This window comes from Inediibacterium massiliense (assembly GCF_001282725.1).
Lineage (GTDB): Bacteria > Bacillota > Clostridia > Peptostreptococcales > Thermotaleaceae > Anaerophilus > Anaerophilus massiliensis.
The window spans coordinates 1,298,203-1,312,194 of record NZ_LN876587.1; the positions used below are offsets into that span (position 1 = coordinate 1,298,203).

Annotated in this window: 13 protein-coding genes; all 13 read right to left on the reverse strand. The window is 30.5% G+C overall.

The features are described from left to right. Positions 1–13: 13 nt before the first annotated feature. The gene (locus tag BN2409_RS14825) at positions 14–2,296 is read right to left on the reverse strand and encodes an FtsK/SpoIIIE family DNA translocase (RefSeq protein ID WP_053957382.1); all 2,283 of its coding nucleotides are present in this window, start codon (positions 2,294–2,296) and stop codon (positions 14–16) included. Between the two features lie 169 nt (positions 2,297–2,465). Next, complete coding sequence (locus tag BN2409_RS14830) at positions 2,466–3,236, reverse strand: ClpP family protease (RefSeq protein WP_330375478.1); 771 nt, start codon at positions 3,234–3,236, stop codon at positions 2,466–2,468. A gap of 206 nt (positions 3,237–3,442) precedes the next feature. Beyond that, positions 3,443–4,663, reverse strand: a complete 1,221-nt coding sequence (gene dapG / locus BN2409_RS14835) for an aspartate kinase (protein WP_053957771.1) — start codon at positions 4,661–4,663, stop codon at positions 3,443–3,445. A 140-nt stretch (positions 4,664–4,803) separates the two neighbouring features. Continuing rightward, positions 4,804–5,073, reverse strand: a complete 270-nt coding sequence (locus BN2409_RS14840) for a YlmC/YmxH family sporulation protein (RefSeq protein WP_053957383.1) — start codon at positions 5,071–5,073, stop codon at positions 4,804–4,806. Between the two features lie 63 nt (positions 5,074–5,136). Continuing rightward, positions 5,137–5,580, reverse strand: coding sequence for a dUTP diphosphatase (gene dut / locus BN2409_RS14845; protein WP_053957384.1), 444 nt, complete (start codon positions 5,578–5,580; stop codon positions 5,137–5,139). A gap of 272 nt (positions 5,581–5,852) precedes the next feature. After that, positions 5,853–7,109, reverse strand: coding sequence for a M16 family metallopeptidase (locus BN2409_RS14850; protein WP_053957385.1), 1,257 nt, complete (start codon positions 7,107–7,109; stop codon positions 5,853–5,855). A gap of 79 nt (positions 7,110–7,188) precedes the next feature. Continuing rightward, entirely contained in the window at positions 7,189–7,908 is a 720-nt protein-coding gene (locus BN2409_RS14855; RefSeq protein WP_053957386.1) for a polysaccharide deacetylase family protein, read from the reverse strand. A 122-nt stretch (positions 7,909–8,030) separates the two neighbouring features. Further along, the gene (locus BN2409_RS14860; RefSeq protein ID WP_053957387.1) at positions 8,031–10,151 is read right to left on the reverse strand and encodes a polyribonucleotide nucleotidyltransferase; all 2,121 of its coding nucleotides are present in this window, start codon (positions 10,149–10,151) and stop codon (positions 8,031–8,033) included. A 267-nt stretch (positions 10,152–10,418) separates the two neighbouring features. After that, positions 10,419–10,682, reverse strand: coding sequence for a 30S ribosomal protein S15 (gene rpsO / locus BN2409_RS14865; protein WP_110943216.1), 264 nt, complete (start codon positions 10,680–10,682; stop codon positions 10,419–10,421). Positions 10,683–10,822: 140 nt separating this feature from the next. Beyond that, the gene (locus BN2409_RS14870) at positions 10,823–11,746 is read right to left on the reverse strand and encodes a bifunctional riboflavin kinase/FAD synthetase (RefSeq protein WP_053957389.1); all 924 of its coding nucleotides are present in this window, start codon (positions 11,744–11,746) and stop codon (positions 10,823–10,825) included. Between the two features lie 12 nt (positions 11,747–11,758). Further along, complete coding sequence (gene truB / locus BN2409_RS14875; RefSeq protein WP_242847974.1) at positions 11,759–12,706, reverse strand: tRNA pseudouridine(55) synthase TruB; 948 nt, start codon at positions 12,704–12,706, stop codon at positions 11,759–11,761. Then, entirely contained in the window at positions 12,661–13,626 is a 966-nt protein-coding gene (locus tag BN2409_RS14880) for a DHH family phosphoesterase (protein ID WP_053957390.1), read from the reverse strand. The genes truB and BN2409_RS14880 overlap by 46 nt, the downstream gene beginning before the upstream one ends. Further along, positions 13,619–13,981: a 30S ribosome-binding factor RbfA gene (gene rbfA, locus BN2409_RS14885; protein WP_053957391.1), complete on the reverse strand. Its 363-nt coding sequence runs from the start codon at positions 13,979–13,981 to the stop codon at positions 13,619–13,621. Before rbfA ends, BN2409_RS14880 begins: the two co-directional genes overlap by 8 nt. Positions 13,982–13,992: the final 11 nt, after the last annotated feature.

Consider the following 13,992-nt stretch of genomic DNA (forward strand, 5'->3'; position numbering starts at 1 on the left):
TATCCCTCTATTTCTATGATATGGATTGATTTTTTATTTCTTCAAATTCTTCTTTAGATACTAAAACATCTCTAGGCTTACTTCCTACGTGTTCTCCTACAATACCCCTCTCCTCCATAGCATCAATTAATCTTGCCGCTCGATTATATCCTATTCTAAATCTTCTTTGAAGCATGGATATGGAAGCTTGTTGAGTATCTATGATTAATTCTATTGCATCTTTTAATAATTCATCTACCTCTTCTTCACTCACCATGTTATTTTCTAGTTTCTCAATAATATCATTTTCGTATTCAGGAACCTTTGTCTGGCCTTTTACAAATTCTACTATTCTTTCTACTTCATTGTCTGAAATGAAGGCTCCTTGTACTCTTACAGGTTTAGCTTCTCCTACTGGATAAAAGAGCATATCTCCTTTTCCTAAAAGCTTTTCTGCTCCTCCCATATCTAATATAGTTCTAGAATCTGCTTGTGAAGAAACGGCAAAGGCAATACGAGATGGAATATTTGCTTTAATGACACCTGTAATTACATCTACAGAAGGTCTTTGAGTTGCGACAATCAAATGAATTCCAGCAGCCCTAGCCATTTGAGCCAACCTACAGATAGAATCCTCTACTTGACCTGGGGCTACCATCATAAGATCTGCTAATTCATCAATGATAATTACTACTTTAGGAAATAAATCTTTACATTCATTTTTCATTTTCTCATTATAGCTATTAATATCTCGTACATTATTTTCTGCAAATTGTTTGTATCTATTTGTCATCTCAGAAACTGCCCAGTTTAATGCACTAGATGCCTTTTTAGGATCTGTAACAACGGGAATTAGAAGATGAGGAATTCCATTGTAATTATTTAATTCTACTACTTTCGGATCTACTAACAAAAGTTTTACTTCATCAGGAGTAGCTTTATAAAGTATACTTGTAATTAAAGTATTAATACAAACACTTTTTCCAGAACCTGTTGCTCCCGCTATAAGCATATGGGGCATTTTAGACAAATCCGCTGTAATAGGATTTCCTGCAATATCCTTACCCAAAACAAAAGTTAACTTAGAAGAACTATTTTGAAATTTTTCACTTTCTAATACTTCTCTTATGGTTACAGGTGATACTTCTTCATTTGGAATTTCTATTCCTACAGCAGCTTTTCCTGGAATAGGAGCTTCAATTCGAATATTAGATGCTGCAAGATTTAAGGCAATGTCATCAGATAAATTTACAATTCTACTTACCTTTACACCTGGACTTGGTTGTATTTCATATCTAGTAATAGTAGGCCCTTTACTAACCTGCACCACCTTTGCTTCTACTCCAAAGTTTTCAAGAGTTTCTTCTAGTATTTTTGCTTTATGAAGAATATCTTTTTTATCATTTTTATTATTTGTAATAACAGGATCCTTTAACAAGTCAAAGGAAGGTATTTCATATTCAATATCTGTTTTTTCACTATTTTGAATATGAATGTCCATTTCTTGTTCCTCATTTTCACATTCTTTTTTAGGTAAATCTATTACAGGTAAATCTTCTTTTTTTGTATCTATGTGATCTTGTGCTTCTCTTGTAAAATCTAATATTTTTATTTTTTCATCTAAATTTGTATTTTCTTTCACAACGGATTTTATATCATCTTGTACTTTTTTTGTAGATTTATCTTTTTTCTTAGATGGCTTTTTCTCTCCATTTGGCACTTGAATAAATTCCAAAATAGTTTTTCCTATGAAAGAAATCACCTTCACAAATATTTGTTTTATATTCTTAAGCAAATGTACTAAAGACATTTTTGTCATAATCATAAAGGCAATCATCATGATTGTAACCACCACTACATAACTTCCATTCACTCCTAAAAGTTTAATCCCTATAGATGCAAATATGCTTCCAATCACTCCTCCTCCACTTCCTATAACTCCCCTCTCATAAAAAAGCTTTATACTTTCAAGTCCCATTTGAGAGGGTACTTCATTGAGTCCATAAATTCCATAAAGAATTACATAGCTTAAGTATAGAACAAGTGCAGAACATTTTGATCTTTGATCAAAATGAATAGATTTTCCAACCATAGAAAATACACCTAAAAACACAATAAAATAAGGTAATATATAGGCAGGAAAAGATAATAAGCCCTTTAAAATAGATTGTATCCACTTGCCTAATTTTCCTGCTGACTCTGTCTGTAAACTAATCATCATGAGTATTCCTATAGAAATAGTAAACAAGGATATAATTTCATTTTTTAAAATAGACTTCTCAACAGTTTTCTTACTTGTTCTTTTCCTTCTTCCCATTTATTTTCCCTCCCCCATTCATATATGATTAGAAAAAGCACAGATGAACTGTGCCTTAAAGCAATACATGTAATAAAGACAACTCTTCCAATAGAATGAAAATAAAAAGTGTTAATACTTATGATTAACACTTTAACATTGCTATTATAACATATGCTTATAAATTATTCTATTGCAATTTCTTTTGGATCCCTTCTCTTTGTGCTTTATTGATTTGTATCAATTCTTTTAATTTTTCCATTGCATCATATAATCCCCCTATTTCATCAATCAATCCTACCTCTACTGCTTCTTTTCCAATGAGAATCGTACCTACATCATTTGCAATCTCATCTGTCTCATTCATTAAATCCAGAACTTTTTCTCTAGGCACTTTAGATGTTCTAGTAATAAATTGAATAATTCTTTCTTGCATCTTTTGAAAATACTTAAAAGTTTGAGGAACTCCAATCACAAGGCCATTCATTCGAATAGGATGTATAGTCATGGTAGCAGTTTGAGCAATAAATGAATAATTGCTTGCGGTAGCTAATGGCACTCCTATACTATGTCCACCTCCTAATACTAATGATACTGTAGGCTTTGACATGGTAGAAATCATCTCTGCAATAGCAAGCCCTGCTTCTACATCTCCTCCTACTGTATTTAAAACTGTAATCATGCCTTCAATGTTTGGATTTTCTTCTACTGCTATGAGTTGGGGAATAATGTGCTCATATTTTGTTGATTTGGTTTGAGGTGGTGCTACAGCATGTCCTTCAATTTGACCAATAATAGTTAAATAATGAATATTATTTGGGATACTAGGAATTTCATGAGTCCCTACATTTTTTATATTCTCAAGTTTAGGATCCATAGTAAGTTTTGGACTCATATCAGGTAGTATATTGGGCTCCGTCTGAATAGAAGGCATTTCAGTTCCACTATATATATTTTTCATTTTTTCACGCCTTTCTTAATGATAGTTGTTTTCTTATATTATTTTTTCCAATAACAAAGTCTTTATTCGAAAGATTTATTAAGTAAACTTTGCTAAAATACATTTAGGAAATTATGAAAATAAAATTTATCAATAGAACATAATTTTCTAGTGAACAAAAAAACTACTATACCTTTGATATAGTAGTTTAGAATATTAAAAATTATTTATTTAAAAAGATGAAACTCTTTATGCAAAGCATTTACAGCTCGTTGCGTATCTATATCTTTTACTAAACAAGATATGGTCGTATGAGAGTCTGAGGTTTGTAAAATTTTTATATGATGAGAAGATAAAGCTTTTACAATTTTAGCCATCACTCCTGGTACACCTCTCATTTTATGACCTACAGCTGTAATTTTGCTACAATTTTTTTCAATATGAAAATCAAAATGATTTTCTCTAAGAACTTTCTCTATTTTTACAAGATTTTTTTCTTCAATGGTAAATACTTTTTTATCAATAAAAAAATTAATCAAATCTATACTAATATGATTCCTTGTCAATTCATTCATAAGTATTTCATTTTTTTCCATACAATCCTCTACATATACATTCACTTGTGCAATATTATTTTTATGTGCGATAGCAGTCAAAATCTTATCTTCTAAAATATTTTTATTGTATGGATTGGTATAGGTTTCATTATGAAAAATCATAGTTCCTGGTTCATTAGACAATGTACTTTTAATTTTAAGTGGAATATTTCCTCTCTTTGCAATCATTACAGCTTTGGGGTGAACTACCTTTGCACCATATTCAGCCATTTGATAAATTTCATCATATCCTATTTCTTCAATAACTTTGGCTTCTGCTACAAGTCTTGGATCAGCCGTCATAACACCATCTACATCTGTATAGATTTCTACAAATTTAGCATGAAAAGCTTCGCCTAAAATAGCAGCTGTTGTATCACTGCCCCCTCTTCCTAGGGTAGTAATATCTCCCTTCTCTGTGGCCCCCTGAAAGCCTGTTACAACAGGAATATAATCATTTTTTAACAATTCATAGATAGGATTTGTATCTACTTTTAATACCTGTGCATCTCCATAATGGTTGTCTGTAATAATACCAGCTTGATATCCAGTAAGGGCAATCCCTTTATATCCCATGGATTTGATAGTATTTGCCATCATAACAGAAGATATAATCTCTCCACAAGCCATTAAAAGATCTAACTCTCTGCTCTCTTCTTCATAATAGGTATTCCTTGCAAACTCAAGTAACGTATCTGTTGCATAAGGATCTTTATTCCTTCCTATAGCAGATACCACAACAATCGGATATTTTCCTCTATTTTTTGTTTCTATCACTTTCTTTGCTACAGTTTCTCTTAATTCTTTTGTTGCTACAGAAGTGCCTCCAAATTTTTGTATAATAATGTCCATATTTTTCCCTCCAACCATATATCCACCTATATATTAGCACAAATTGATAACATATTCTACACATTTTGATCAACTATTCTATTTTATATTATGATATAAATGGTCTTTTGGGAATGATTTTATCAAAAGTTATAAAAATACTAAAGAGGAAATCTTCTCTTTGATAAATGATCCTCCTCCATTTCAATAATAACCATATCGCTTCCTATTTTTCTTACACAATCCCATGGAATTTCCAAAAAATTTTTATCATGAAAAATGGAGAATTGATTTTTAAAATCTGGTACCAATACAGCTTTAATTTTTCCATTTCTTTCATCAATTAACAAATCTGATTCTGCTAAAATCCCTAATCTTCCCCCATCATTTAAGTTGACAATCTCTTTTCCTCCTAATTTACTAAGCCTCATTTTTATTCCCCTTTCCCTTTAGTTTTGTGAGTCTTAGTTTATATTATTTTATAAAAGCATATATTATTCCTCTGAAACCCCTGTATGTCCAAATCCTCCTGTTCCTCTTTTTGTATTCTCTAGCACATCTACTTCTTCCCATGAAATTTGTTCATATTTACAAATCACTAATTGAGCAATTCGATCCTTAGGATGAATATAAAAATCTTCCTCTCCCCAATTGATCAGTAAAACTTTAATTTCTCCTCTATAATCACTATCTATAGTTCCTACTCCATTGACTAAACCAATTCCATATTTTACAGCTAGTCCACTTCTTGCACGAACTTGAGCTTCTAATCCTTTAGGAAGTTGTATAGCTATACCTGTTGGAATAAGCATTCGTTGTCCTGGTTTTATAGTAATCGACTCTTTTAGATCTGCACGTAAATCCATCCCAGCTGACCCCTGCGTTTCATATTTAGGTAATAAATTTTTATCTTCAAGTTTTATTTTAACTTTATACATTCTTTTTCCTCCTCTATAAATGAAAAGACATTAGCATAATGCTAACATCTTAAAATGTTGATAAGTTGCATTTCAGCAAAGTTATAAAAATAAGGAACAATTATTGAGAATTTGTGAAAATATAGAATAAGGAAGAAAATTATTAGCATTATACTGTTTGAGCATAGCGAGTTTATAATGCTATTTTCGATTATTTCTATATATTTTCCAAATTTGAAAATTTAGTGACATTTTTTATAACTTTATCTGTAAAATCCAACATTAGCATCATACTAACATCTTAAATTTTCAAAATTTATATTTTTATCTGTATTCCCAATCATCGAAACTGCAACTTCATCAAATGAAAAAATATGATCAATCACCCTTTTTACATCTTCAATAGTCACATCATCTATTTTTTTCATAATTTCTTTAGGAGAATAAATTTTATTTAAAAACAATTCAGATTTTCCTATAGATAACATTCTACTACTGGTACTTTCTAGTCCTAAAATATAATTTCCTTTTAATTGCTCTTTAGACTTTTGAAGTTCTTCCTCTGTTAAACCCATTCTTTTCATATTTTTCCCTTCTTCTTGAATGAGTCTTAAAACTTCATTAAATTGAGATGGATTCACTCCTGCATAAATAGTAAATAGCCCTACATCCTCATAAGATGAAAGATAAGAATACACAGAATAGGCCAGTCCCTTATCTTCTCTAATATTTTGAAAAAGTCTAGAACTCATGCTTCCTCCAAAAACTGTATTAACCAAAAGAAGAGGATAATGATCCCTATTATTTATAGGTACTCCCTCTACACCCATACATATATGGATTTGTTCAATATCTTTATGCTTGATGGATTTAGTTTTTATAATCCTAGGAGGATTTGTTATACAAGATGAACGACTGGTATTTTTAAAATTCTTGCATTTTTCTTCTAATAAACTTAAAATTTCTTCTTCATTGAAGTTTCCTACAATAGAAATTACTATGTTTTCAGGTATATAATGATCATTCATATATTTTATAAGCAGATCCCTATGAAAACCATTAACCGTTTCTTTAGTTCCTAAAACTGGGAACCCCAAAGAATGTCCTTGAAATATTGTTTTAGCTAATAAATCATGTACATCATCTTCTGGAGAATCTTCATACATATTGATTTCCTCTAAAACTACACTTTGTTCCTTTTTAATTTCTTCAGGATCAAATACAGAATGAAACAACATATCTGTTAATACATCTATAGCAATATCCATATGTGTATCTAAAACTTTTGCATAATAACAAGTACATTCTTTACTTGTAAATGCATTGAGTTGTCCTCCTATATCATCAATAGCCTTGGCAATATCTTTCGCTGTTTTATTTTTTGTTCCTTTAAAAAGCATATGCTCAATAAAATGAGTAATGCCATTATTCTCAATATTTTCATCTATAGATCCTGTCTTTACCCAAAATCCTATAGATACAGAACGCACATGGGAAATTTTTTCTAAAACAACCCTTACGCCATTGCTTAATTTATATTTTTGATACATCTTATCCTCCTGTTTACATTAGTGAATGACATATAGTTATTATAATGTAGTAAGAAGGAATAATCAAGAATAACCCAATTTACTTTTCATTTAAGAGTTCTGATATGGTTCCTATTTTGATTCCTTCATTTTTAATCTGTTCGATCAAAGAAGGCAGTGCTTCTACCGTTGCTGGTTTTGGATGCATGAGTAAAATAGCTCCTTTATGAGGTTTTTTCATAACCCTATTAATAATTACATCTTTTGTAGATCCCTCTTTCCAGTCAATTGTATCTACACTCCATAAAATTGTTTGATATCCAAGTTCCTTTGCTACTTTTAAAGTAGTTTCATTATAATCTCCTGATGGAGGTGCAAAATAGATAGGTTTTTTCCCTAATATATTCATGATCACATCTTCTGTCTTTTTTATTTCTCTATAATTTTCTTCTTTGCTTATCTTACTATGCATTTTATGGCTATACGCATGACTGCCAATTTCGTGTCCTTTTTCATGAATCAATTTAAGCATTTGAGGATTATTATGTGCCCATCTACCAGATACAAAAAAAGTAATATGCATTTGTTCTTTTTCAAAGATCTCTAGCATTTTACCAATCTCTTCTGTTCCCCAGTCCACATTACAAGTAAATGCCATCTTTGTACTGTCTTCATGTCCACTTCGAATAGGTTCTTCTACATTACTCATAACAAATGTATCTGTATTATTATATAAATAAAAGAATGAAAAAATAATAAATATGAATAAACTAAAAAGAAAAATCATACATTTTTTTCTAGACAATATGTATATCTTCATATGCCACTACCCCCTTTTCCAATAGAAGCATATTCAGCTTTTCAAAATTTATTCAACCATTTTCTATTTAAAATGAAATTTTTCCTAATTAAAAAAACATAAACCCATTTGGTTTATGCTTTCTAGTCTTGTTTTTGTTCTTGGTTTTCTTCTTCTTTAGCTTCTTCATCTTGTAATAGAACTTTCCTAGATAAATTAATTCTTCCTTGTTTATCAATTTCTATTACTTTAACTTGTACTTCATCTCCTACTTTTAAAACATCTTCAACTTTAGGAATTTTTTCTTTAGCAATTTGAGAAATATGTAATAACCCTTCTTTTCCTGGAAGGATCTCTACAAAAGCACCAAAATTTAAAATTTTGATTACTTTTCCTAGATAAATTTCTCCAACTTGTGCTTCTTTTACAATTCCCTCAATAATTTGTACAGCTTTGTTTCCATCTTCCATATTAGATGCTGTAATAAATACTCTTCCATCATCTTCAATATCAATTTTTACATTTGTTTCTTCTATAATTTTACTAATTACTTTTCCACCTGCTCCAATGACATCTCTTATTTTATCAGGATCAATATGAATATGAATAATTCTTGGAGCATAAGGAGAAAGTTCTTCTCTTGGTGTAGTAATTGCTTCACTCATTTTATCTAAAATATGTAATCTTCCTTTTCTAGCTTGTTCTAGTGCTCTTTGAAGGATTTCTTTATCGATTCCATGAATTTTTATATCCATTTGGATAGCAGTTACACCATCTTTTGTTCCTGCTACTTTAAAATCCATATCTCCTAAAAAGTCTTCCATTCCTTGAATATCACTTAAAATAGCTACATTATTCTCTTCTTTAATAAGTCCCATTGCAATTCCTGCTACAGGTGCTGAAATAGGTACTCCTGCATCTAATAAAGCTAACGTACTTCCGCATACAGATGCTTGAGATGTACTTCCGTTAGAACTTAATACTTCAGATACTAGTCTGATTGTATAAGGGAACTTTTCCTCTGATGGAATAACAGGTTCTAACGCTCTTTCAGCTAATGCACCATGACCAATTTCTCTTCTTCCTGGTCCTCTTAAGAATCTTGCTTCTCCTACACTATAAGGTGGGAAATTATAATGATGCATATATCTTTTAGATTCTTCTACTCCAAGACCATCTATTACTTGAGCATCTCCTATAGCACCAAGTGTTGCCACTGTTAAAACTTGTGTTTGTCCTCTTGTGAAAAGTCCTGTTCCATGAGTTCTCGGAAGAATAGAAACTTCAGAAGATATAGGTCTTATTTCTTCTGCACTACGATTATCTGGTCTGATTCCATCTTTCGTAATCATTGCTCTTACTTGTTCTTTTGTAATTTGATATAAAGTTTCTGATACATCCTTTAAATCATCTGGATACTTTTCTGCAAAATATTCTATTGTCTCTGCTTTTACTGCATCCATATTTTCATTTCTCTCTAATTTATCTACTGTTTTAATAGCAGAAAGCATTTTTTGTGTAGCAAATTCTCTTACTTCTTTTTCTATTTCTTCATTTACTTTATATAACTCAACTTCTATTTTTTCTTTTCCAACTTCTTTTACAATATCTTCAATAAACGCTACAATCTTTTTAATCTCTTCATGGGCAAATAAAATTCCCTCTAGCATAGTTTCTTCTGGAATAATATCTGCTCCTGCTTCTACCATCATAATTGCATCTTTTGTTCCTGAAACTACTAAATGCATTTGGCTTTTTTCTCTTTGTTCTAAAGTAGGATTGATGATAAATTCTCCATCTATTAATCCTACTATTACAGATCCTGTAGGTCCATCAAAAGGAATATCAGATATAGATAAAGCAACAGAAGATCCAATCATTGCTACAACATCTGGAGTAGAATCTTGGTCTACAGATAAGACTGTAGCTACAACCTGTACATCATTTCTAAATCCTTTAGGAAATAATGGACGAATCGGTCTATCTATTAGTCTAGATGTTAAAATAGCTTTTTCTGTAGGTCTTCCTTCTCTTTTAATAAATCCTCCTGGGATCTTTCCAACAGAATATAATCTTTCTTCATAATCTACACTTAGTGGGAAAAAGTCTATCCCTGTCTTTGGCTCAGATGAAGCAACTGCTGTTACTAACAATACTGTATCTCCATATCTAAGTAGTGCTGAACCATTTGCTAGTTGTGCAACTTTTCCAACTTCTACGGTTAAAGTACGATTTCCTATGGTAGTTTGAAATTTTCTTTCCATATTATCCCTCCTCTTTATTTATTATAATTCTCCACATTCATATTATTCCCTACACATTAAAGAAAAATTCTTTTATGGGTACATAAAAATTCGCATGTTCCTATCGGAACTGCTCATGGCGCCAACGAAATCTTTTCATTTCATTTAAGATTTCCGTTGCTTAAAATTTAATGAAAATCTAATTTTCTTAAATTATACAACATTTATTCATTTATATAATTTCTTAAATAATAAAACAATAGAGCGGGAAAACCCGCTCAATAATGATTACTTTCTTAGACCTAGTTTTTGAATGATACTTCTATATCTTTCAATATCTCTGTCTTTAAGATAGTTTAATAAATTTCTTCTTTTACCTACCATTTTTAAAAGTCCACGACGTGAATGGTGATCTTTTTTGTGAATTTTTAAGTGCTCATTTAATTCATTAATTCTGTTAGTAAGTAAAGCAATTTGTACCTCTGGAGAACCTGTATCAGATTCATGTACTTTGTATTCCCCAATGATGGTTTGTTTTTGATCTTTGTTCATTGTCATAAGTTTTACACCTCCATTATTTTTACATCCCCATAAGCCAAGTACTACGTAGGAGAATCGTACTACATAGCATACGGTTCTTACAACTTAAAATTGTATCACACTACTACTTTCTTGTAAAGAACAAAGTATTTCTATATATTAAAAAAGTTTTTAGCTTCTTTTATATCTTTATTCACCTGAATAATTAAATCATCAATACTTGTATGACGCACTTCGTTTCTAGCCTTTTGAAAGAATAAAATTTCTATTTTCTTTTCATATAGATTTCCTTCAAAATTTATAATATGAGTTTCTACTCCAATAGGATTTTCTCCTAGTGTAGGTTTAGAACCTACATTTGTAATACTATTATAAATTTTGTCATCTACAATAGTCTTTGTAAAATAAACACCAGGACTAGGAATGACAAATTCTTTCTCAGGAGCTATATTGGCTGTTGGAAAACCAAATTTCTTTCCATTATTCTTTCCATGAATCACTTTTCCTAAAATAGAATAATTTCTTCCTAAAAATAAATTTGCTCTTCCTATATTTCCATCTTTTATATATTCTCTAATTTTTGTACTACTTAGTACTTCATTTTGTATTTCTACAGCATTTACAACCATTAGATCATACTCATATTGATCTTTTAACTGTTGAAGAAGTTTTGCGTCTCCTTGAGCTTTATATCCAAAATGATAATCAAATCCTACAACTGCATAAGACATTTTAAGTTCATCTTTTAATATCTCTTTAATAAAACTCTCTGGTAGTAAACTTCTTTGATATTCATCAAATTTTACACAAACTGTATAGTCCACACCAAGTTCCGATAAAATCATAAATTTTTTATCATCTGGCATAATTCTTTTGGGCGAACCTGCTTCTTGTGTTAAATTTCGTGGATGATTTTGAAAAGTATACACAACACTTTTCAATCCATTTTTTTTGCAAATATCCACCAAATTCACAATCAAAGCTTGATGCCCTATGTGTACCCCATCAAAACTTCCTAGTGCCACTCCAGTATGAAAATCTATATGAAAATTCTTTAGTGAATCAATTATTTCCATAATATTTCCCCTTTAGTTAAAAACTCTATGAACACGAATATAAAAATTAGATTCGTTTTTAATTTCTCCTAATCCTACAAATTTATTTTCAACATATAATCTTACCATTTCATCACTAGCTAGGGAATCATACGAAAGTATATTTTTCATATACATATCATTTCCATTCATTAAATATTTTTTAGATTCTTCCCGAATATCAATCCTTGGGAGATATTTTAGGGGTTCATCTAAGGGAATTAAAACTTTAGACTTTATTTCCTCTAAAGACATATTCTCTAACTCTTCTAATGAAATAGACTGATTTAAATGAAACTTTCCACTTTGTGTTCTAAGAAGAAAAGACATATATGCTCCACATCCTAGTAGATTTCCAATATCTTCACACAAAGACCTTACATATGTTCCTTTAGAGCATAATACATCAAATAAAATAACATTTTCACCTATATTCAAAATATCCAGTTCATAAATCATTACTTTTCTTGCTTTTCTTTCTACTTCTTTTCCTTCTCTTGCAAGTTCGTATAATTTTTTACCTTTATGTTTTAGAGCAGAATACATAGGAGGGATTTGATTGATCTCTCCTTTAAAAGATGAAAATGCTTTTATAATCTCTTCCTTTGAAACTTCTACTGGTCTTTGATGAATGACTTCTCCCCATCGATCTTGGGTATCTGTATTTTTTCCTAATGTCATTTCACATCTGTATTTTTTCGTATCATTTAAAAGATATTGACTAATTTTAGTAGCTTCTCCTATACAAATAGGCAAAACTCCTGCTGCCATAGGATCTAATGTCCCCGTATGACCTACTTTTTTCACATTTAATCTTTTTTTTATAAAATATACAACATCATGAGATGTCATATGAGGTGGTTTTAAAACATTGATAATTCCCTTCAATTTATCACCTACAAATAGTTTTTGACTACTTCTATCACTTGTTGTTTTGCACAATCTATGTGATCATAAATAGTACACCCTGAAGCTTTTTTATGGCCGCCCCCATGAAAGTTTTGTGCAATTTTACTTACATCCACATTATATTTTGATCGAAATCCAACTTTTATTTCACATTCATTCATTTCTTTGAGTAAAATGCCTACTTCTACTCCTTGAATATCCCTTGCATATTCAATAAACCCGTCTATATCCTCTACTCTTGCGTTATGCTTTTTAAGAATATCTTGTGTAATAGACAAGACAGCTACTCGATCATTGAAATAAAAAGATAAAGTATTTAAAACATCTCCTAAAAGCTTTACTTTATATAAAGGTTTATTTTGATAAAGTTGTGTATTGATAAAATTTAAATCAATATGATTCTCTAGCAATGAAGCTGCTATGCGATGGGTTTGAGAAGAAGTATTATCATACTTAAAGCTTCCTGTATCTGTAGATAATCCAGTATATAGACATGTGGCAATTTCTTTTGTCATAGAAATTTTAAAATCTTTTATTAAATCATAAATTACTTCTGCAGTTGCTGCCGCATCTGAATATACCATATTATACCTAGCAAAATAGGTGTTGGTGATATGATGATCTATATTTAAACTGTTTATATCATTTTTGATCCACTTCACTCGTTCTCCTAGCCGATCTACATCACTACAATCTACACTAATTACAAGATCATATTCAAAATACTCGGGTAAATTTTTGTAAATTTTTACATAATTTAAAAATTGAATATTAGATGGGATTTCTTCATCTAATAAAATATATGGATCTTTTTTCATTTCTTTTAACGCTAGGCAAAGAGCCATAGAAGCACCTATTGTATCTCCATCAGGAAGAATATGCGGAAGGATTATAATCTTATTAGATTTGTCAATCACCTCTAATATACAATTAAGGGCATCATTTTTATTCATTTTCTTCTTCCTTTTTATTGATTTTATGAATTAAATCTGATATATAAAGTCCTTTTTGTATAGATTCATCTAACTGAAATACAGGTTCTGGCGTATATCTTAATTTTAAGCTTCTTCCAATCTCTTTGCGTACAAAGCCTGCAGCACTTTTAAGGGCTGTTATAGTGTCTTGTTTTTCTTCCTCTGAACCATAGACACTAATAAAAATATTTGCGTATCTTAAATCTCTAGTTACATCTACTTCTACTACACTAGTTAATTTTGATATACGAGGATCTTTTAATTCATGAAGTAACATACTGCTTACTATTTTTTTTACTTCTTCATTTACTCTACTCACTCTTTTATATCCCATATATGAACCAC